This is a genomic window from Bacillus sp. KH172YL63 (genome assembly GCF_011398925.1).
In the GTDB taxonomy this organism is placed as follows: Bacteria; Bacillota; Bacilli; order Bacillales; family Bacillaceae_B; genus Rossellomorea.
In genome coordinates, this window is sequence record NZ_AP022842.1 from 3,287,828 (window position 1) to 3,307,305 (window position 19,478).

23 protein-coding genes and 1 other annotated feature are annotated in these 19,478 nt (G+C 46.0%); of the genes, 10 read left to right on the top strand and 13 right to left on the bottom strand.

The genetic code is table 11. The features are described 5' to 3' along the window. Positions 1–162 precede the first annotated feature (162 nt). From KH172YL63_RS16845 to KH172YL63_RS16865, 5 genes are all read left to right on the top strand, one after another. Complete coding sequence (locus KH172YL63_RS16845) at positions 163–387, top strand: hypothetical protein (protein ID WP_173107195.1); 225 nt, start codon at positions 163–165, stop codon at positions 385–387. 84 nt (positions 388–471) lie between these two features. Continuing rightward, the gene (locus KH172YL63_RS16850; RefSeq protein WP_173107196.1) at positions 472–657 is read left to right on the top strand and encodes a hypothetical protein; all 186 of its coding nucleotides are present in this window, start codon (positions 472–474) and stop codon (positions 655–657) included. A 97-nt stretch (positions 658–754) separates the two neighbouring features. Continuing rightward, positions 755–1,294, top strand: coding sequence for a DUF402 domain-containing protein (locus KH172YL63_RS16855; RefSeq protein ID WP_232066049.1), 540 nt, complete (start codon positions 755–757; stop codon positions 1,292–1,294). 54 nt (positions 1,295–1,348) lie between these two features. After that, on the top strand, positions 1,349–1,909 hold the full coding sequence (locus KH172YL63_RS16860) for a YcxB family protein (RefSeq protein WP_173107197.1): 561 nt from the start codon (positions 1,349–1,351) through the stop codon (positions 1,907–1,909). Positions 1,910–1,930: 21 nt separating this feature from the next. After that, positions 1,931–2,443: a DUF5412 family protein gene (locus tag KH172YL63_RS16865; protein WP_232066050.1), complete on the top strand. Its 513-nt coding sequence runs from the start codon at positions 1,931–1,933 to the stop codon at positions 2,441–2,443. A 285-nt stretch (positions 2,444–2,728) separates the two neighbouring features. Here KH172YL63_RS16865 and KH172YL63_RS16870 read toward each other — a convergent pair whose 3' ends face one another. After that, on the bottom strand, positions 2,729–3,688 hold the full coding sequence (locus tag KH172YL63_RS16870; protein ID WP_173107198.1) for an aldo/keto reductase: 960 nt from the start codon (positions 3,686–3,688) through the stop codon (positions 2,729–2,731). Between the two features lie 27 nt (positions 3,689–3,715). Then, the gene (locus KH172YL63_RS16875; RefSeq protein WP_173107199.1) at positions 3,716–4,456 is read right to left on the bottom strand and encodes a GntR family transcriptional regulator; all 741 of its coding nucleotides are present in this window, start codon (positions 4,454–4,456) and stop codon (positions 3,716–3,718) included. 221 nt (positions 4,457–4,677) lie between these two features. On the opposite strand from KH172YL63_RS16875, the gene KH172YL63_RS16880 reads away from it, so the two are divergent. Beyond that, positions 4,678–5,091, top strand: coding sequence for an NUDIX hydrolase (locus tag KH172YL63_RS16880; protein ID WP_173107200.1), 414 nt, complete (start codon positions 4,678–4,680; stop codon positions 5,089–5,091). Positions 5,092–5,142: 51 nt separating this feature from the next. Here the strand turns inward: KH172YL63_RS16880 and KH172YL63_RS16885 are convergent, their stop codons facing one another. From KH172YL63_RS16885 to KH172YL63_RS16930, 10 genes are all read right to left on the bottom strand, one after another. Further along, positions 5,143–5,571: a hypothetical protein gene (locus KH172YL63_RS16885; RefSeq protein ID WP_173107201.1), complete on the bottom strand. Its 429-nt coding sequence runs from the start codon at positions 5,569–5,571 to the stop codon at positions 5,143–5,145. 11 nt (positions 5,572–5,582) lie between these two features. Then, positions 5,583–6,260, bottom strand: coding sequence for a CPBP family intramembrane glutamic endopeptidase (locus KH172YL63_RS16890; protein ID WP_173107202.1), 678 nt, complete (start codon positions 6,258–6,260; stop codon positions 5,583–5,585). 456 nt (positions 6,261–6,716) lie between these two features. Next, positions 6,717–9,809 (bottom strand): isoleucine--tRNA ligase, encoded by a 3,093-nt coding sequence (gene ileS / locus KH172YL63_RS16895; protein WP_173107203.1) that lies wholly within the window; start codon positions 9,807–9,809, stop codon positions 6,717–6,719. A 49-nt stretch (positions 9,810–9,858) separates the two neighbouring features. Next, positions 9,859–10,113 (bottom strand) — a binding site (T-box leader). A gap of 111 nt (positions 10,114–10,224) precedes the next feature. Continuing rightward, the gene (locus KH172YL63_RS16900; RefSeq protein WP_173107204.1) at positions 10,225–10,509 is read right to left on the bottom strand and encodes a hypothetical protein; all 285 of its coding nucleotides are present in this window, start codon (positions 10,507–10,509) and stop codon (positions 10,225–10,227) included. 29 nt (positions 10,510–10,538) lie between these two features. After that, entirely contained in the window at positions 10,539–11,015 is a 477-nt protein-coding gene (locus tag KH172YL63_RS16905; RefSeq protein WP_173107205.1) for a hypothetical protein, read from the bottom strand. 75 nt (positions 11,016–11,090) lie between these two features. Then, on the bottom strand, positions 11,091–11,567 hold the full coding sequence (locus tag KH172YL63_RS16910; protein ID WP_173107206.1) for a GyrI-like domain-containing protein: 477 nt from the start codon (positions 11,565–11,567) through the stop codon (positions 11,091–11,093). Positions 11,568–11,585: 18 nt separating this feature from the next. Next, a complete protein-coding gene (locus tag KH172YL63_RS16915) occupies positions 11,586–12,287 on the bottom strand; it encodes a nucleotidyltransferase domain-containing protein (protein WP_173107207.1) in 702 nt (233 codons plus the stop codon). 140 nt (positions 12,288–12,427) lie between these two features. After that, positions 12,428–12,694, bottom strand: a complete 267-nt coding sequence (locus tag KH172YL63_RS16920; RefSeq protein ID WP_173107208.1) for a hypothetical protein — start codon at positions 12,692–12,694, stop codon at positions 12,428–12,430. Positions 12,695–12,839: 145 nt separating this feature from the next. Continuing rightward, positions 12,840–14,630 (bottom strand): YhgE/Pip domain-containing protein, encoded by a 1,791-nt coding sequence (locus KH172YL63_RS16925; RefSeq protein ID WP_232066051.1) that lies wholly within the window; start codon positions 14,628–14,630, stop codon positions 12,840–12,842. A 2-nt stretch (positions 14,631–14,632) separates the two neighbouring features. After that, on the bottom strand, positions 14,633–16,633 hold the full coding sequence (locus KH172YL63_RS16930; protein ID WP_232066206.1) for an efflux RND transporter permease subunit: 2,001 nt from the start codon (positions 16,631–16,633) through the stop codon (positions 14,633–14,635). Positions 16,634–16,847: 214 nt separating this feature from the next. On the opposite strand from KH172YL63_RS16930, the gene KH172YL63_RS16935 reads away from it, so the two are divergent. From KH172YL63_RS16935 to KH172YL63_RS16945, 3 genes are all read left to right on the top strand, one after another. Continuing rightward, entirely contained in the window at positions 16,848–17,417 is a 570-nt protein-coding gene (locus tag KH172YL63_RS16935; protein WP_173107210.1) for a TetR/AcrR family transcriptional regulator, read from the top strand. A 181-nt stretch (positions 17,418–17,598) separates the two neighbouring features. Next, the gene (locus KH172YL63_RS16940; protein ID WP_173107211.1) at positions 17,599–18,336 is read left to right on the top strand and encodes a zeta toxin family protein; all 738 of its coding nucleotides are present in this window, start codon (positions 17,599–17,601) and stop codon (positions 18,334–18,336) included. Between the two features lie 48 nt (positions 18,337–18,384). After that, entirely contained in the window at positions 18,385–18,651 is a 267-nt protein-coding gene (locus tag KH172YL63_RS16945; RefSeq protein ID WP_173107212.1) for a hypothetical protein, read from the top strand. Between the two features lie 106 nt (positions 18,652–18,757). Here the strand turns inward: KH172YL63_RS16945 and KH172YL63_RS16950 are convergent, their stop codons facing one another. After that, positions 18,758–18,910: a hypothetical protein gene (locus KH172YL63_RS16950; RefSeq protein ID WP_173107213.1), complete on the bottom strand. Its 153-nt coding sequence runs from the start codon at positions 18,908–18,910 to the stop codon at positions 18,758–18,760. 109 nt (positions 18,911–19,019) lie between these two features. Between KH172YL63_RS16950 and KH172YL63_RS16955 the strand changes: the two genes are divergently transcribed. After that, positions 19,020–19,469: a universal stress protein gene (locus tag KH172YL63_RS16955; protein WP_173107214.1), complete on the top strand. Its 450-nt coding sequence runs from the start codon at positions 19,020–19,022 to the stop codon at positions 19,467–19,469. Positions 19,470–19,478 lie beyond the last annotated feature (9 nt).

The following is a 19,478-nucleotide window of genomic DNA, read 5'->3' on the forward strand; positions in this document are numbered from 1 at the left end:
TGTAGAGGGATTTGGAGGGAGGGGCATTGACTTAAGTTAAGAACCTGGGAAAAATGATGCTGACTCTTATTGGTTTATCCCTGCATCCTCACAGGCGGAAACAATTATGTGGTAAAATATAGTAATCATGACTGAAATATATTGATTCATAGGGGGAATTTGATGAATGTTCTCAGAATTGGTTTGAATATACTGATCCCATTTTTCATTGGATTCCTGGCTTTTGCTACCTGGATGGGGTATATAGCAGAACATATCAGGGATGATTACAACTTTAAATGGATTGCCCTTTTACTGATGATAGCAGGATACATTATTCAATTTTATAAGAGAACGGTTGGGTATGTGCTTGTTGGTTTAAGCGTGTGGTGGTGGTTTGTGTTGTGAATCGGGCTTTGGGAATGACATGTGTTCCGGCGAATCTACACAAGACGACTCACCCCAAAAAAACTCTTTTCACGAGGTGAAAATATGATCATAGCGGCACTCATCGCCCTTAATGCAATTGTCGGTTATCAATTTGTTTCAAACCTGATTGAAGCAATCAAAGTGGAGGATTTTGAGGAAGAAAAGAAGAAAAAGATGAATGCAGGCATACATTTTGTTCTGTGGACGTGGTCAGTCATCTTTATGATGATGTTGTTTATTGGCGGGTGAGTTGAGAGGTGTTGTTTTCACTAATGTAGGCATGGCTTAGACAGCTTTACCAGCAAATGAATGGGCAATAGATTTAATAATGTTGGAGGTTAAGACAATGAGCCAAATCATACATATTACATCCTTGAAGTATCCTGATTCCTTACATTACGAGTGGGAAGGCGAACTGGTTTGGAAGACATCCAATTATGTAATGGTACTGTGCAAGGCAGGAAGGAAGTTAATACACCACACAAAAAACACTACGTTTACAATTGATGTTACATCATTGGAATTCTTCTCACTCAAAGAAGGATTTACAGCCGCGATGGAAATAAGAGATGGCAGTATTGTTTCATATTATTGCAATGTTGCTTCGCCGGCGGTATTAAGAGGCAATGAACTGTCTTATGTTGATTTGGATTTAGACCTCATCAAAAGGGAAAATGAGCATTGGCAAGTGATTGATGAAGAAGAGTTTGAAATCAACAGCTTGAAATACAACTACCCTCTTGAATTAAAAGAAGGTGCGATCCGATCGTTGGAGAAACTGCTAAGCAAGGTTCGGAAAAAGGAATTTCCATTTAGTGAGGATGTGTTGGAAAGTTTAAGACCGAAACATAGTAACCTTCTTTCACACGAACCACTCGGTAAATAGCCAACCGCCTTTCAAAGAATAAAGAAATAAAACCGTTCAACAAGGAGTGTAACGATGTCCAACACAAATTCAAACACCAGCAAAGAACTGTCGGTAACCGGAACTATCACGCCTAAGGAATATAAAAAATTTCATTCTTATCACAGCGGTAAACTGATCAAATGGGTGGTGATCGGTACTTATATCCTCTTCTTCTCTCTGCTCACTTATCTTCTCTATCAGCCAGGTGACATATGGGATTATGAAGAGATGGCATCCCTCCTTTTGGTGAATTCTTTCCTGTCTGTTTGCCTTTCATTCCTATTTTTCCTTTACGGAAAAGGGATTCTGTTCATTAAAGCATCACGGGAATATAAGAGTGACCAATTGATCAAGCAAGACATCTCATATACATTCAGCGGAGACGGCATCACTCAAAAAAGAGGAAGGTCCGTCAGTTATATTCAATGGAAGGAAATCGTTTCTGTACGTGAGCAACCTTCCATGTTTCTTATCTATTTGTCAAAAAGTAAAGCCATTGTCCTGCCGAAGAGATTCTTTGATTCCCGAGAAGAATTAGAGGCTTTTAAGGAATTGATTGAAGGGAATGTTTTGGCGAAAAAAAGAAACGTTTAGTTTGAACAGAAAGGGGTCCCTATGGCCAGAAGATATAATGTATGGTCTTTTTATTTAACTTTATTGATACTCTTGTCCCTGGCGAACCTTGTTTTTTCAGAATGGAAGGTATCGCCCCCTTCATACATTCTTTGGGGAATGTCAATCCTCACACTGATACTGGGAATAAGGGGATTTAAGGATCGAACGGGCAGACTGTCCAGGTTTCGAAGCTGGTTTACAGTCATCCTCTCGCCGATATTATCCATCTTTCTTTTTCTCGGTGTGATACGGTTCCTGTTCATTTCAGAAGACCTCATCAAAACTTCTGTTTCCCCAGATGAACAGTACCAGGTTGAATTTTACCTGTTAAATGGTGGGGCCACTACATCATTCGGGGTGATTGGTAAGTTGGATGGCCCATTATGGTTCGAGAAAACCATATACAATCAATATCCAATGGATCACGCCAATGTTAAATGGCTTGATGATCATACTGTATCAATAAATAATCGCATTCTTAATTTAAAAGAGGGCGAAACATATCTTGATTGAGCGGGACAAAACCGCTGTTGATTTCCGCGCAGGGCTTCGCTTTCCTCGGGCGGCGGTGCGCGTTCGTCGCTACGCTCCTGCGGGGTCACACCTACCCCGCTTTTCCCGAAGGAGTCTTCGCCCTGCACTCCAATCAACAGCTGGAACCTGCTCCATACATAAATGAATCATAAGCAAAAAATCCGAGCGATATAGATTTTCAACAAATCATTCGCTCGGATTTTTATGTGGCAGGCACTCTTTTGAATCAGCCTTTTCCTACCTCTTCAAACTCACTTTCAGACCCTATTTCCCCACAACTTCCCCCTCAACCACTTCATTGATCCGTTTAAACAATCCCCGATCCAGCTCCCATGCCAATGAATCAAGGTTCTTCTCCAGGTGCTCGATTTTCGTCGCACCCGCAATGACCGGGCCGACCTGGTGCTGGGCGATCAGCCAGTTGAGCGCGATTTCATGCAGGGGTTTGCCGACTTCAGCCTGGATGGCTTTAGCTTTCTGGATGTTGGCGGTCAGTCCTTCACCGTGAAGCTTGGGGTTATGTACCGTCACACCGGTATCGAATGACGTCTGTCCAGCCAGCAGCCCTTGCATGAGCGGACTGTATGGCAGGAAGAACTGGTCATGCTCCCCGAGGAATGAAAGGAGGCTGTCCTTCACCTGATACTCCAGAGGAATGCCGTGATACGACTCCGGATTGTGCTCAAGCATATTGTATAAGCCCTGATGGGAGACGATATCGGTCACGTCCATCGCCTGCTTCATCAATTCGATCGAGAAGTTGGACACTCCGATATGGCGGATCTTCCCTTGCATTTTCAGTTCTGCCAGCGCCTCCATCGATTCACGGATATCCGTGTTCGGTTCAGGCCAGTGAATTTGATACAAATCTACGTAATCCACCTGCAGCCTTCTTAAACTGTCATCAATCTCTTTGAAAATATTTTCCCTCGTCAAATCATTTTTCACTTCATCGTTCCCATCCCACGGAAGTCCCACTTTGGTTGCCAGGAACACTTTATCCCGCTTGCCTTTTATCGCTTCCCCGACTACGGTTTCTGCATGGCCCAGGCCATACACAGGAGCCGTGTCGATAAAGTTCACGCCCCTGTCGATGGCGTGATGAACGATGTTGATCGCTTCATTTTTATTGAATTGATCCCAGTCCTTCGTGCCTGAAAATTGCCACGTGCCTAATCCGATCACTGATAGTTCGTCTACTGAATTGAATTTTTTAAATTTCATCTTCTGCCTCCGGTATGTTTGATAGATTTATCTGCTTTTATAAGAAACCCTCACGTTGAAATTGCTCGTATCCCCGCGGTAACGGGCGATGGAGTATTCAAAGAGCCGGTCATCGTCCAGGTACCCTGTTGTCGTAATCAGCTGAACGGCCTGCATCGGCTCAATTCCTAAATGGACCGCATCCTCTTCAGCTGCATTCACCGCTTCAATCACCCTGTCGGCATAGCCGATCGTCAGCCCGTGCTTTTCTTCAAGGGTTTGATACAGTGACTGCTTCTCAAAGTCTTCCTCCAATAATCCGTCTGCGATATCAACCGGCACATATGTCGTCACAAGCACATACGGTTCAGCCTTCACAATCCGCAGCCGGTCGAACCGGTAACAGCGCTTACATTTTTCTCCGAATACATCGACCAGCGTTGAGTCCGCACTGACCACCGTTTTCCCCAGCACCTTCGTACTGTAATCCAGCCCCTTTTTCACCATCTCCTCTGAAAAAGAAGTCAGGTTCTCCAAGAACCACTGACTGATCTTCGGCTTGGCCACATACGTCCCCTTGCCGTGCTCTTTCCGGAGCAGCCCTTCTGCCACCAGTTCATTGATCGCCTGCCTGACCGTCGGCCGACTGATCTCATACTGCTCCACAAGCTCCCGCTCAGAAGGAATCAACTCCCCCGTCTCGAGATCACCCGCTGTCATCCGCTCCTTCAATATCTCCTTCAGCTGATAATACAAAGGAATCGGAATATCTTTCTTGATTCTCTGCATCCACTTCATCCACCTTACTCATTGAATACTCCATCCGTTGTTAAGAGGTCATGTTGTCATTACCAGTTAGAATGTTAACTTTACTTAACCATAGGCGGGAGGGGGTGTCAATTATTTGTTTTAATTTTGAAAAAACGGTCAAAATATCGTCAAGATTGAGACCAAAGAACCTAGCCTTCACATGGTAATATTTAACTAACAAAGTGAGGCTGGTGGTTTTTATGAAAGAATGGTTTGGTGCTGCAGGGGTATGTTTCAATGAAAAAGCTGAAGTCCTTATGGTGAGAAGCAAGAATTCAGCCGCATGGGCTGTCCCTTCCGGCGGAATAGAAAATGGAGAATCACCTGAAGCATGCTGCATAAGAGAAGTGAAAGAAGAAACAGGGTATGACGTTCGCATTATTCAAAAACTGTTCCTCAAAGAGACCGAAATTCAAGGAATCAAAGTAACAACCCACTATTTCAATGTAGAGAAAACAGGAGAAAGCGCAGGCATAGCCGACCCGGATCAAACCATTGCCGAAGCTGCATGGAAGTCTTTAGCAGTGCTGGATCATCTTGAGCATATGTATCCGGAAGACCTGAAAACAATCCAGCAAGCATATGAAAGGCCCGGTCTGAAGACACGTACTTGAATCAACATCGAAGGGACCACTCACATTGAATGGTCCCTGTTGTCGATACAGCTAGCGCACCTCTCCATCAAACGCCTTCCACTCCCCCTCCTCAAGCACCTCGATCACTTCCCCCTGACCTGATATAAACGTTACATTCTGTTTACCGTCCTCATAGGTCGTGACCGGCAGCTCCAATTTTATCGCTGTGATTTTCTCATGCTCCCGCAGAAAAATCACGTGCTTCGACGCTTCATCAGCACCCCGCCTGATTTCATCGCCTATCAGCGAATAAACGAAGGAATCCTCTAATTGCTCCGCCAAATTTCTTTGCTCATGCAACGTACCGAACAGCTCTTCGAATGTCAGCTCTTTCGTTTCAATCGTCACAATTTTAGCCTGTTCGAAGGAATACAGCTTAGCATAGGCGACGAGTGTCCGCACATTTGCCAGCAGGACAACCAGAACAATGACACCAAGGATGATCCCGATTTTCCTCATAGATCCACCTCCTAGAAATAAAGTATGAGCTGCACCATATACAAATTCCAAAGTGCATGTGCCACAATCCCCGGCAGGATGGATTTAGTTTTATATGCGGTCAGTGTGAGAAGGAACCCTCCTGCGATCGTAAACATCCATGCAGAAGACGGATGGATCAGCCCGAACAGCATCGAAGTAATCGTAATCGCCCACAACGGTTTCACCCGTTTCAACAACATGGACAAGATGATCCCCCTGACCATGATTTCCTCCGTCACCGGCGTAAGCACCGCCGCATCAATCGTCTGCCACAGGTTGCCCGCGGGCAGCATATTATATTTCACTTGATATATAAAATATTCGTTCAGGAACACTTCATAATATAAACAAAGGTGGAGTATCCCGTAAGGAATGAAAAAAGAGACAAACATCCACACATAGGTTTCCTTTTCCCGGAAGACCCTCACGTTCAATAACGATGCAATGAATCTCCTGATCTCTTTGTAGCCAAACGTCACCATCATAAAATATGCGAACCATACGTAACCCTTCATCCCCTCAAAAGCCGTCCCCTCCAGTGAGAGTTGGTTGATGAAATAACCAGGCACAATGATGAGAATCAGATAGATGGATAGAGTTTTGACAGTGATGGTGGCTGCTCTTTCTTTTATGGATATTGGTTGATTGGTAGATAGGGTGGGTTGCATGGCGGGTTCCTCCCTGTGCTTATTTTGCTTACTACCAATTATTTCAAAATCTTGGGTGATTCTCAATATGAAATTTATTTTTGGGTGGGGGTGGGTTGCTTTATTTGGTCCCCTTTATTTTGTCAGTTGAATTTAACGGATATTTTGACAGAGGAAGATTGCTTTGATTTTGTCTGTTGAATTCATCGGTTTTTTCGTCAGGCAAACACCTCTCCTTTTTTACCTGTTAAATTCAAAGGTTAGTTTGACAGACAAATATTCCGTTATTTTTACCTGTTAAAACCAACCGTTATTTTGTCAGTCAAACTCCCCCTTATTTTCACCTGTCAAAACCAACCGTTTCATTGTCAGGCAAACTTCCTCTCTTTTTTACCTGACAAACCGAACCGTTATTTCAACTGACAAACCACACACAAAAAAAGGGCCTACCCCCAACCCCGGTAAGCCCCCATACAATCACACCCCTACAAATATCCCAACACTCTCCCCATCCAAATCAACTCGCTTCATATCATCCCTCTCCTCAAATTTCATCCCCTTGATCAACAAGCTGCCCTCAAGCAGTTCCTTGAATTGATCCACCACTTCCTTCATCTCATCATCCACATCCAACACCAGCTCCACCCGCTGTTCCACCGGGAGGTTCAGTTCTTTTCGGTACTGTTGGACGGCCCGGATGAGTTCGCGGGCTTTTCCTTCTTTCCGTAAATCCTCGGTGAGAGTGGTGTCGAGGAAGACGCTGAAGGTGGCGTTTGAAGCCATTTCCAGTCCTTTTGGTGTTTTTTGCTGGATGAGGAGATCCTCTTTTTCCACTGTGACTGTATCCCCGGATGGAGAGACGAAGTGAAAGGTTCCTTGCTCCGCCACCTTTTTTGCTTGTTCATGGGTGAGGCTTTGCAGCTGTTTCTGCACTGCCCCTACGAGCTTGCCCAGTTTGGGTCCTGCTGTCGGGAAGTTGAGTTTCACTTCGTACTGCACCGAATCCCCTGCCTGGTCCTGCAGTTGGACATCCTTGACGTTGATTTCATCTTTGATGATGTAGTCATACTTCCGGAGCGATTCGGTGTCTGCCTGTGCACCGACCACGGTCAGGCGGGACAGCGGCTGCTTCGTTTTGATATTGGTTGTATTCCGGGCGGAGCGGGCGAGTTCGACCACCTGGAGGACACGGTCCATTTCCGCCTCTAGCACCGGATTGATATCGGCTTCATTCGCTTTCGGGAAGTCGGCCAGATGGACGCTTTCATTGGTCAGATTCCGGTGGATATCTTCAGCGATGAACGGCGTGAATGGTGCGAGCAGTCTGCTGACAGAAACCAATACGTGGTGCAGAGTATGGTACGCTGCCAGTTTATCGTCATTCAGTCCCTCGCTCCAGAACCGTTCACGGGATCGGCGGATATACCAGTTGCTGACCTCGTCAACGAGGACATTCAGCTCTCTCGCCCCTGCTGTAAAATCATATTGATCCAGATGGACCGTTACATTCTTGATGACCGAATTCAAGCGCGATGAGACCCATTGATCAAGCAGGGACGGACTTCCTTTTCCGTGTGTGCCTGGATCGAATCCATCGATCACCGCATACAGGGTGTAGAAAGAATGAACGTTATTCAACGTGTCGACCATCTTTGATTTTGCCTGGCTGACGACGTTTTCCGAAAATCTTTTGTTATTCCACGGCGCGCTGTCTGCAAGCAGTGCCCATCTGAGGGCATCTGCCCCGAACTTCTCGACGAGCTCCATCGGATTCATGACATTTCCTTTGCTTTTGCTCATCTTCCGGCCGTCTTCATCGAGTATGTGACCGAGGGACAGTACCCGCTTATACGGGGCTTTCCCGGTGAAGAGGGACGACACGGTTAACAGGCTGTAGAACCAGCCCCGGGTCTGGTCGACTCCTTCTGCGATCACGTCTGCCGGGAACTGCTGCTGAAACAGCTCTTGGTTTTCAAATGGATAATGATACTGGGCAAACGGCATCGAACCGCTGTCAAACCATACGTCGATCACTTCCTTCGTCCGCTTCATTTCTTGTGAGCATGACGGGCATGCGACGGTGACTTCGTCGACATACGGTTTATGAAGCTCAAGACCGTCCCGCCAGCCGTTCAGTGCGTGTTCCTTCAGCTCCTGAACGCTTCCCGGGACGAACTGATGATCACATCCCCCGCAAACCCAGACGTTCAGCGGCGTTCCCCAGTAGCGGTTCCGGCCGAGGTTCCAATCGACCATGTTTTCAAGGAACTTTCCGAACCGCCCATCTTTCATATGATCCGGATACCACTCGACGGATTGATTGTTCTTGATGATCGTTTCCTTGATGGCCGTCGTTTTGATGAACCAGCCTTCCATCGCATAATACAGGAGCGGCGAATCACAGCGCCAGCAGTGCGGATAGCTGTGTTCGTATTTTTCCTTTGAAAAGAGGAGACCGCCCTCTGCCAGCATCTTGATGATTTTCACATCGCTGTCCTTTGTGAATTCCCCTTCAAGCGGCGGGAAGCCCTCTGTATAGCAGCCCTTTTCATCGACGATGTTCACAAAATCCAATCCGCTTTCTTTGATCGCATTGTAATCATCCTCACCGTGAGCAGGCGCCAGGTGAACGATCCCTGTTCCGCTGTCGTCGGTCACGAATGATGCGGCGATCACTTCGTGGCCCCGGTCAAGGGTGAGATGGTTGAAAGGCGGGTCATAGTGTACCCCTACAAATTCACGCCCTTTATGCTCACTCTCTACCTCGGAGTCTTCCCCGAGCACATCGTTCACAAGGTTCTTCGCGAGGATAAACGTCTCTTCCCCGCACTTCGCCTTCACGTAATCCACCTCTTCATGGACGGCCAGCGCCACATTTGCCGGAAGCGTCCACGGTGTCGTCGTCCAGCCGAGGAAGTATTCATCCTCTTTCCCACTTACCTTGAATTTCGCTGTAGCGGAAAGGTCCTTCACATCCTTATAGCCTTGCGCTACCTCATGGGAACTGAGGGACGTCTGGCAGCTCGGGCAATAGGGCGCGACCCGGTGCCCCTTGTATAGCAGGCCTTTTTCATGGATTTTCGAAAGGATGTGCCACACGCTTTCGATATAATCATTTTCAAGCGTCACATACGGGTCATCCATATCGACCCAGTATCCGATCGCCTCTGTGAACGACCGCCACTGTCTTTCATAATCGAACACGCTCTTTTTACACTCATCGATGAATTTCTCGACGCCGTATGCCTCGATTTCCTGTTTGCCGGAGATGCCGATCTTCTTCTCGACGCCAAGCTCCACCGGAAGGCCGTGTGTATCCCAGCCTGCTTTCCGCTTGACCTGATACCCCCGCATCGTCTGATACCGTGCGACGAAATCTTTGATCACACGTCCGAGCACATGCCCGGCATGTGGTAGCCCGTTCGCAGTCGGCGGCCCTTCGTAGAACACGAATGTCTTCTTTCCTTCACGGTTTGCCACCGACTGTTCAAATATAGCGTTTGCTTCCCAGAAAGCCTGGATCCGCTTCTCCCTCTCAACCGACTTTTCCTGTACATTTACCTTCTCCATGTCCTCACACCTTCTTTTATAAAAATAAAAAAACCCGCCCCTAACCAATGTTAGGGACGAGTCATTACCCGCGATACCACCCTGATTCTGCCACTAAAACCCAATGCGGTTCAGCCGGCAGCACTCATTCAACGTACAATCATACGCGTTCCTTGTAACGGCGGAAACCCGTCAAAGCTTAAAGTACCTTCAGCTTTGCTTCTCGGAGAGGATATTCAATATGATCTGAACGTTGACTTCCACCAAACCGCCAACTCTCTGTAGAACAGACACCATACCTACTCGTTCTCGTCATGGAATGTGAATATGTGATCCAATATATGTTAGAAATACTTTATATGATACAGGTTAAATTTGTCAATGGTTTATTTTTGACGGGATAGGAATCTTTTATACGTAAAAAAGAAACGGTACGTCACCTCTTACTCCTCCGCTCTAAAAAAATCGGTGCGATATTCAGCAAGACAGACACACTGGTCAACAACCACAGCGCCCTTTCCATACCAGGGACCACATCCTCCAAAGCTGCCCAATCCCCCACTTCCACCCAATCAGAAACCAGGCTGTACTCTGCACAAAGGGTGAAGGCTGTAAACGCTAACCCCAACGACATCCAAAGCGTATAATCCTTTCCGGATGCATACATCAACAGATTAACAGATGTAAAGATAATGGCAATTACGCCCAATATCACCCACATCACGATCCCTCCCCTCTATCAGTTAAAATCTACCTAAACGATTCCGCCATTTTCATTAACTGACCTCTACTAACCTCTCCTGGCGAAAATTTATAACTATAAGCTAATTCATAAAAAAGGTCTTCGTTTTGCCATGAAATGATCCTGTTACCGGCGTAATCCGGGATATACTGACCATGACCATCACTTCCGATTGTCATTTCCTTCTTCTTTATTTCTTCCGGATACTCCATCTCTTCCTTCACTGCCCTCACGGTTAAAAACTCTTTATCTGCATTGAATAGCGTAAACTCGATTTCCTCACTACTATATTTATGCTTATAAAGTTCCATATCTTCGAAAGGCACCTTAGTTGGCACTTTCACTTGAAAAGGTGCCCCTTCCATTTTCTTCGCTAATTCTGATTCATTGAAATCAAACATTTTCCCTCTCGAAACTGACCAACCCACCATGAGTACCGTGATCGCACCTAGTAGAAGGGTGATGATGATGAATTTTTTATTCATGTTTATCTCGCCTTTCTTTTTTCTAGAATTGCCGCCTGAATGGGGTGATGCTTGTTCATTTTTTTATCACTGGCTTTATCTAACCGTATCTAACAACTCCACCTGAAGGTTGTCCTGGTCTTCCCACGACTGAAAGATCTCGAGGTGCCAGGTATTTTTCAGCCTTACATAACTGTTGTCTTCAGCCCATTGGTGCAGTTCATCATACGCTTGAAATATCTGTTGGTTTGACCCTTTAAATTCTGCAGCAGCATACTTTTGACGAGGGATTGTAATCATCACCATATCTATTGGAATATCTTCAAACTCCTCCACTTCCACACAGACCCAATATCCATCGGCTTCTTCTTTATCCGAGTCTACGAAAAAAGCGCCAATCTGAGTATCTTTGTTCTGCAGGTGTTTAATCTCTCCCAACCGATTGTCCAACGATTTTGATGCTTTAGGAATCTCGTTCTTGTATTCGTCGTTTTCACATAAAACTCTAAATCCAACAAGCTTGCGTGCTCTAACTTCTTTTACGGATATGTTATGTATCAGCTGACGGTTCAAATACTTGTCCTCATCACTTCATACTCTAGTAGAAAACCCTTCAAACAAAAAGCCGCCAAGTGGCTTGTATACCTTATTTACAAAGTCCACAAATGGTTGTTTATTGTCGGCTAGATAGAAATCGTTTAAAGAACTGAAAAATTCATTGTATATCTTTTCATCAAAAGACCGTAAAGCCCTCGTCAATCCTTTCCCTCTCCCAGACCATTGATTGTTTAATCTTAAAATAAAATCTGGAATTTCCAATGAAAGGTTATTTACCGTGATCAAAGCTTCTTCTCTGCTTTTCGCATCTATAAAATCATCTAACAAATCACCAATGAAGTACCTTGAGGCTCTTATATATTCTTCTGTTAAAGGAAGGGGTCCACTTTGTACGTGTTGAAGGGCATTGTCTTTTACTTGTAAGAATTCTTCATGATCTTTCAGCATGATACCTTCTGAAATCATGTTACCTAAAATAGGCCTTCCTTTTTGTTTTTCACGATCGAACTCCAGCAGATACGATTGATGGTTATGAATAAACGCTTCAATTCTCCAATCATATAAAACTAGACTTTTTCTGTAACTGACCGAATTTGCATCAAATATAACGATATCTAAATCAGAAGATGGCGTTTCTTCGCCTCTTGAAGCACTCCCGGCCAATATCGCAAAATCACAATTTGGAAACTCTTCATTAACAAAGCATCTTGCAGCTTCAACAGCTGATTTTCGCATATCTCATTCCCCCTTACTCTCATCTCCACTCTCCCCACTACCAATTATTTCAAAAAACCTCCCCCCACACAACAATTTCCCCACACCAAAAAAGCACGATATCCCATACCGCGCCCAAAACACTCCTTAAATCCCACTCCTCACAAAAAATACCAGATAGCTAAACCACCACACACACCTGCCAAAATAAAAAACAGAATAGAGAGTCGAAGATTTCGTCTCATCTTTATGCCATATGCACCAAAAAAGATGGCAGCCGCAATTTTAGAAAACCCTTGAAAGCCGTCATGACCGGCAAATAATGAACTGCTGAAAATGATTGAACAAAGTAACGTGGTGATAATCAAAGCCTTAAACCACAAAGGCTCACTTAGGAACTGGTTGATCATACATTTGATTCGCTGCACGAGGGAATACTCCTTCCCGAAAACGTTGCGTCTCACTAAGCATATGGCGTTTCCGATAAAAACTTTACTCGTCATTCCTTTTTTGAAAGCAAAAAAGACCCGGCAGAGATCACCAATCTCTCCCAGGTCCATATTCATCCAAACATTACTTAAATAAATCCATCAACAGCTCCCAGAAGCCTTTCTCTTTTTCCGGGACTGCTTTTTTTGCTTCCTTCTCTTCCTTTTCGATGCTTTCCGTCTTGATGACAAATTGGACGGAAGTCACTTTTTCGTTTTTCGGGGAAACGAAGGATACGGGCTGGAAGTCGGATTTATCGTATTCGGCCATCATTTTGTTGATTTCTTCCTGCATTTTGTCAGGGAGGTTTTTCGTTTCTTTGTACAGTTTGCTTGTGCCGTTGTGGAGCTCGCCGACACCGTCTTCAAGGCCGCTTGTGCCGCCTGCGAGTTCGGTGATGCCGGCGTGAAGCTGACCGTAGTTCGCAGACAGTTGACTTACGCCTTCTGTATAGCCCACAAGTCCGGAATGGAATTGTCCGTAGTTGCCGGACAGTTCACTCAGTCCCTGTTGAAGCTGGGCAAGGCCGCTCATGTCTGTTTCCTTTAAGGAGGCGGACAGATTCGCCGAGATTGATGACAGCTGGCCGCTCATGGTATTGACGGAACCGCTGACCTCATTCAGCGTCGGTCCGACTGCCGCGAAGGCTTTCTTGACGTTGGCATACGTTCCTTTGACCTTCTGGGCCGCTTTGTGTGAGGCAACCAGCTGATCGACTACCTTTGGATCGGCACCGCTCGTGTAGAGGGCGGCAATGTCTTCTTCGGTCAGGTTGTTGGCAGGGATCTCAGCCATCGCCCCGTCCAGGGCATTGTATGCCTGAACATAATTTTCCTGCAGCGCCTGAAGTCCATTCGCTGCCTGGGTCAGGCCGTCCGCGAGCTGGTTGAGTCCGGCCGGCAGTTCATTCAGTGCCGACAGATCCATGTCAGCAGGATTGGCCGACAGCGACTGGTTGATCGACCGCAGTGCTTCTCCGATTGAATTGGACGCACCGACGATCTGAGACGAAGAACCGTTCAGTTCGCTGATGCCGTTTTGATATTGAGCAGAACCTGAACGTAATGAAGCCGCTCCGTCGTTCAGCTGGGAGACACCGCTTTTCAGCTCGGCGACTCCGTTGTTCAGTTTCCCGATTGCCTTCGACAGTTCTGACATATCATCGGTCATATTCTCCGTACCCGATGCATCGATCGGAAGCGTGGACGGGACGGCTGCGATTTGGACTCCCTTGAATTCGAAGTCCTCTACGTCCGCCTCCACACTCAGCTTCTTCTCTTTTCCTGGGAGCACGGTGAAGGTGATTTGTTTATCCTTCCCGGCACTTGCCACCATCCCGTCTGCCGCTTCGATGTTTTCATACGTGTTCGGCAGGTTGAGGGAAACCTGGAGAAGATAATTTTCATAAAATACTGACTCAGCGTCTTTATTTTCAAGCGTTTCGATGTCAATTTCCAGGTGACCGGTCTTTCCTGCAAGCTTTGACGGGTGGATGTCTTTCCCGTCGAGCTTATAGGACACGTTCACATTCCAAGGGAGTTCTGTGTCTTTCGCCATGTTGCCCTGATAGGTAAACTTCCCTTCCGGTGCGTCCATCTCGATCTTCTGTCCATCTTGATCAAGCTTCTTCAAATCGGTCAGGTTCTTGACCGTGCTGAAATCCCCGTAATCGTGGATTTGACCGGCTGTGGTGACTTCGAACGTGTTCACCACGTACACGTTGCTCACGTCACCGCCGGCATTCAACGTCGCATACACGACTTCATCCTTTGACGCTATCTTCCCTTCCGTTGCCGCGAGGGCAGAAGCAGGAAGAAATGAAGGCAGAAACAGCATGAATGCAAGCGCACCGAGGGTCAGTTGTTTTTTTCTCATCATCATTTCTCCTCATAGTAGTTTGATTTATACGTTGTTTTCTTAATCACTTTATCGAATACCAACAGCATCGCCGGCAGGACGAACAGGACCATGATGAAGGCAAGGAGCGCCCCTCTTCCCATCAGCAGTCCGATCGATCCGACGACCGGGTTGGTGGAGGTGATCCACAGAATGAATCCGACACTTGAAAGGATCGCGGCAGAAATGGAAATCGAGAACGTCTTTTCTTCCAGTGTCCTCACCATCGCTTCTTTCGCCGGCATTTCCTTCCGGTAGTGGGTATAGGCTTCTGTGAACAGGATGCCGTAATCGACCGTCGCCGCAAGCTGGACGGTGCTGATGATCAAATAGCCGACGAACACGAGTGAGGTGTTCGTGAAGTACGGAATCGACAGATTGATCCACACCGCTGCCTCGATCGTGATGAGGAGCACTACAGGGATCGAGATCGATTTGAAGCTGAACAGAAGCACGAGTGCAATCGTGACGACCGTCAGCACATTCACGACGACATTATCCTTGTTGACCGTATTTTTAATATCATAAAGGGTCACGCTCTCCCCGAGGGCAAGCGCATCATCACCATACAGATCTGATCCCGCTTTTTCCACCCCTTCCACGATGGAAAAGGGAACGTCCCCTTCCGTACCCTGGTTCGTGTTAATGACGAACCGGCTGTAATTTTCAGAGTAAAATTGATCGGTGACCGATTTGTCCAGATAATCAGGCGGAATTTCTGCACCGACCTGTTTCACATACGCCATGACGCCTGTCACATAATCAAGGGACTCAAGCTCCTCGACAAGCTTCTCTTCCTTCGCCATATCCCCTTTAGGGACAAGCAGGACGATCGGCGTCGTTTCACCGAAGAATTCCTCCACTTTCTTGAAGTCACTTCCGACACGGGTATCTTCAGGCTGGCTTCCCATCCCGTAGATGAATGACGTGTTCGTCTGTGCAAGGAACGCCGGCACAAGGATGGCCAGAACCAGGATCAGACTCGGAAACTTCAGCTTCAGCACTTTATTCCCGATCCCCTTGAAGCTCGGCACAAAGCTTTTATGTTTCGTCTTATCCATCCATTTATAGAACATAAGCGTCAGCGCAGGCAGGAATACCATCACGCTGATAAAGCTCAGGACGATCCCCTTCACGAGGTTCAAGCCGAGATCCGACCCGATTTCAAACTTCATGAATGTCAGGGCGATGAATCCGAAGAACGTCGTCGCCGCACTCGCCGTGATCGCAGGGAAAGATTTCTTCATCGCAAGCTTCATCGCTTCTTCCGGATCATCCGTTTCTTTCCGGTAATCGGAGAAGCTGTGAAGCAGGAACACCGCATAATCAAGGGATACCGCCAGCTGCAGGATCGGCGCCACCGACTGGGTGACGAACGACACTTCGCCAAGGAAAATATTCGTCCCTAAATTGATCAGCACCGACACCCCGATCGCCGTCAGGAAAAACACCGGCTCGATCCAGGAAGTCGTCGAGATGACGAGGATCAGGATGATGAGGGGCACAAGCAGCATCCCTGCATACATCGACTCATTGCCGGCCATCTTCTGGGAGCTTGCCGTATTCGCCGCTTCCCCTGCAATCGCGCCGCTTTCCCCGATCAATTCATAAATTTCATCGGTGATCCTGACCTCATCCCCGGTACGGACACTGATCGAGAACAGGGCATTTTTCTCCTTATAATAATTCTCGACCGTCTCTTTATCCGCCACTTCAAGCGGGGTCTTCAGATCAATTACATCATCAAGCCATAACACGTCCGATACACCATCGATCGCTTCAAGCTTACGTTTATAACCCAGTGCTTCCTGCAAGGTCACATCTCTCACCATGACCCGCGTATCCGGAACCGCACCGGTGAACTCTTCCTCCATGATGTCCATCGCCTGCGTAGACTGGGCATCATCAGGCAGATAATCGACCATATTATAATTCACTTTCACAAAGAACTGCGCCACTGTCGACAGAATCGTCACCAGCATAAATACGATCAGCACCGCTTTCTTATGCTTGATGATCCAAGATGCACTTTTGATGATTTTTCATCCTCTCTTGTTTCCAATACATTTTACCTCTATCATTATAATAAACACCGTGTTGGATATTCAACAAACAGTTGAACAGGGAATGTTCAATACTCAACACATCATCCGCTTGTGTTGGATAACGAAGAAAAAGAGAAAGGAACGTGGAGAATTGAACACGAAAATGGACCGCCGGAAGAAATACACCCGCATGGTTTTAAAAGAAAGCTTATTATCGCTTCTCAAAAATAAATCGATCTCAAGCATCACCATCAAAGAAATCTGCGAAAGGGCAGACATCAACCGTTCCACCTATTATGCCCACTACGCCAACCAGTACGAACTGCTCGAGGCGATCGAAGAAGACTTCATCGAAGACCTCACCGACACACTCAGTCAATACAACTTTTCCAAAGAAGACGAAGCCCTTCAAATGACGGAAAAATTATTCGAATACCTCGCAGCCAACAGCAACATGTGCGACACCCTGCTCAGCGAGAACACCGATATGTACTTCCTCAAAAAAGGGATGAACATCACCCGTGAATTCATTTTCAAAAACCTGATCGACGAAAGCACCATCGACCAGGAAGCCTACGACTACATCAACATGTTCATCGTCGGCGGCAGCATCCACGTCATCCAGAACTGGATGCAAAACGGGATGGATAAGAGCCCGGGGGAGATGGCCGGGATATTGAATGCGTTTATTAATCGGGGGTTGGCGGGGATGAGGGGATAAATCTGACATAACCAAGAAGTCCCCTGAGACGTGTAGTCATGGGGGACACCCCAATAATCAACTTTCTTCAAATAAGCCCCTGACTTCCAAGCAGAATATCCACAGCAAATTACAAAGAACCCCTATTTATTCCTTAATATGGTATTATTGAAATATCTTTTAATATCGAGGTGAAACAATGGTGGGTTTCAAACATACAAAGGAAATTTTCCATAATGGTCAGACATATCATGTAGATCGATCACACCTTCATGAAATTTGGCTTGATCATATTTTAAATGATCACCCTCACACCCAACATTCTAAAAGAGCAATATTGTTAGGTGGTGGAGCTGGTGTGGGGAAGTCTCAGGCAATCATAAAAGCTTTGCCTGTTGATGAATTTGTGAAGATTAATCCAGACACGTTTAAAGAAATGATGCCAGAATACCAAGCGTTGATTTCTCAAATAAATCCGGTTGCTGCAGGTTTTGTACATACCGAAAGTAGAGAAATCGCCCATCAATTGTTTGTTGCAGCCATCACTAATAAGCTATCTATTGTGTACGATTCTACCCTCAGTTACCTTCCTCATGCCAAAGAAATCATCACAACCCTCAGAAACAACTCCTACGAAATAAACCTGATCATGGTAGACGCGGACACAGATGTGGCTCTTGAGCGAGCAAAAGCTAGATGGGAAGAAGAATATCGGTTTGTTCCTGAAGAAATTGTTAGAAATACGAATAAAGAAGCTGCTGAATCTTTTTTCAAACTGAAGGATGAAGTTGATATGTATACAGTTCTTCGCAATAATTCCCGGAACTTTGAAGACCCGTATCCAATAATAGTTAAGCCACATGTGCATTCTCCTGAGAAAATCCTTGTTCCCGATGAATATGACGCGTATTATCTGAAAGCCCATGCAGGTGATAAATAATCCACAAAGGGGTATAATAAATATATATACTGTTTGGAGGTGTGTTCTATGGGTTACATGGACTCCTTATTAAATAGTCTTCAGAAAAGTTCTCCTGCCAATATGGATGAACTCAAAAAAGAAAAAGAGAAGTATGCACACATAACCAATCCTCTGAAATATGAGGAGGCTAATAAAATTGTAAGAGAGTTTTATTCCACAGATTCAGAAAAAGCCACGATCATTGTTCGTACCGAAGTCGTGAAAGCCTTCTCGAAACGAAACCCAAATGTCAGATTACGTAGAAATAAAGAAAATTTAAAATCTCAAGTTTAAAACAAGCATAAATCCCTTCATGCTTGTTTTATTTTATTAGAAACTGTTTGATTCGCAAAAAAACCTGCAAAAAGAGTTCTCCTCTCCCTGCAGGCTGCCTTACCTCTTAATCTTCATACTGCTCGTTCTCAACCGTCCCGTACTGACCGGTGTCTGTTCCCATGACGCCGCTCGTGTACGAATCCATGATCTGCTGGCTCACCTGCTGGTTTGCACTTTCATCATAGGAGAACTGCTCTTTCGGATCCTTCTTCTTCATGCATGACTCCCCCTCGCCATAATTAGTTGATTTCCCTACTATTGTTCGAAAATTCGCTACAGATATGCGTGGAAAAATATAGTATGATAAATATAGGGAGGGGATAACAATGAGTTTAAAATATCAGAACATATTGGTAGCTGTTGATGGATCTAAAGAAGCCGAATGGGCTTTCAAAAAAGGGATTGCCATCGCAAAGCGGAACGATGCCATCCTTTCATTGATTCATGTCATCGATACTCGTTCCTTTGCGGCAATCGAATCCTATGACCGCACAGTGGGAGAAAGAGCGATCAAGTATGCTGAAGAATTGTTAAACGAGTACAAAGCCGAAGCGGCAGAAGCGGGCTTGAGCAAAGTCAAAACCTATGTTGAATACGGCTCCCCGAAAGTCATCATCCCAAGAGAAGCAACGAAGAACGTCAAAGCAGACCTCGTCATCTGCGGTGCAACTGGCCTCAACGCCGTCGAACGGTTCCTGATCGGAAGCGTATCAGAACATATCACGAGGGCTGCACACTGCGACGTGCTTGTTGTGAGAACAGAAGAAGCTGAATAAAAAAGAGCG

Excerpts from the sequence above, each read along its gene's own strand:
- KH172YL63_RS16845 (WP_173107195.1), top strand. The coding sequence starts at position 163 with ATGAATGTTCTCAGAATTGGTTTGAATATACTGATCCCATTTTTCATT.
- KH172YL63_RS16850 (WP_173107196.1), top strand. The coding sequence starts at position 472 with ATGATCATAGCGGCACTCATCGCCCTTAATGCAATTGTCGGTTATCAA.
- KH172YL63_RS16855 (WP_232066049.1), top strand. The coding sequence starts at position 755 with ATGAGCCAAATCATACATATTACATCCTTGAAGTATCCTGATTCCTTA.
- KH172YL63_RS16860 (WP_173107197.1), top strand. The coding sequence starts at position 1,349 with ATGTCCAACACAAATTCAAACACCAGCAAAGAACTGTCGGTAACCGGA.
- KH172YL63_RS16865 (WP_232066050.1), top strand. The coding sequence starts at position 1,931 with ATGGCCAGAAGATATAATGTATGGTCTTTTTATTTAACTTTATTGATA.
- KH172YL63_RS16870 (WP_173107198.1), bottom strand. The coding sequence starts at position 3,688 with ATGAAATTTAAAAAATTCAATTCAGTAGACGAACTATCAGTGATCGGA.
- KH172YL63_RS16875 (WP_173107199.1), bottom strand. The coding sequence starts at position 4,456 with ATGCAGAGAATCAAGAAAGATATTCCGATTCCTTTGTATTATCAGCTG.
- KH172YL63_RS16880 (WP_173107200.1), top strand. The coding sequence starts at position 4,678 with ATGAAAGAATGGTTTGGTGCTGCAGGGGTATGTTTCAATGAAAAAGCT.
- KH172YL63_RS16885 (WP_173107201.1), bottom strand. The coding sequence starts at position 5,571 with ATGAGGAAAATCGGGATCATCCTTGGTGTCATTGTTCTGGTTGTCCTG.
- KH172YL63_RS16890 (WP_173107202.1), bottom strand. The coding sequence starts at position 6,260 with ATGCAACCCACCCTATCTACCAATCAACCAATATCCATAAAAGAAAGA.
- ileS (WP_173107203.1), bottom strand. The coding sequence starts at position 9,809 with ATGGAGAAGGTAAATGTACAGGAAAAGTCGGTTGAGAGGGAGAAGCGG.
- KH172YL63_RS16900 (WP_173107204.1), bottom strand. The coding sequence starts at position 10,509 with ATGTGGGTGATATTGGGCGTAATTGCCATTATCTTTACATCTGTTAAT.
- KH172YL63_RS16905 (WP_173107205.1), bottom strand. The coding sequence starts at position 11,015 with ATGAATAAAAAATTCATCATCATCACCCTTCTACTAGGTGCGATCACG.
- KH172YL63_RS16915 (WP_173107207.1), bottom strand. The coding sequence starts at position 12,287 with ATGCGAAAATCAGCTGTTGAAGCTGCAAGATGCTTTGTTAATGAAGAG.
- KH172YL63_RS16925 (WP_232066051.1), bottom strand. The coding sequence starts at position 14,630 with ATGAGAAAAAAACAACTGACCCTCGGTGCGCTTGCATTCATGCTGTTT.
- KH172YL63_RS16930 (WP_232066206.1), bottom strand. The coding sequence starts at position 16,633 with ATGCTGGTGACGATTCTGTCGACAGTGGCGCAGTTCTTTGTGAAAGTG.
- KH172YL63_RS16945 (WP_173107212.1), top strand. The coding sequence starts at position 18,385 with ATGGGTTACATGGACTCCTTATTAAATAGTCTTCAGAAAAGTTCTCCT.
- KH172YL63_RS16950 (WP_173107213.1), bottom strand. The coding sequence starts at position 18,910 with ATGAAGAAGAAGGATCCGAAAGAGCAGTTCTCCTATGATGAAAGTGCA.
- KH172YL63_RS16955 (WP_173107214.1), top strand. The coding sequence starts at position 19,020 with ATGAGTTTAAAATATCAGAACATATTGGTAGCTGTTGATGGATCTAAA.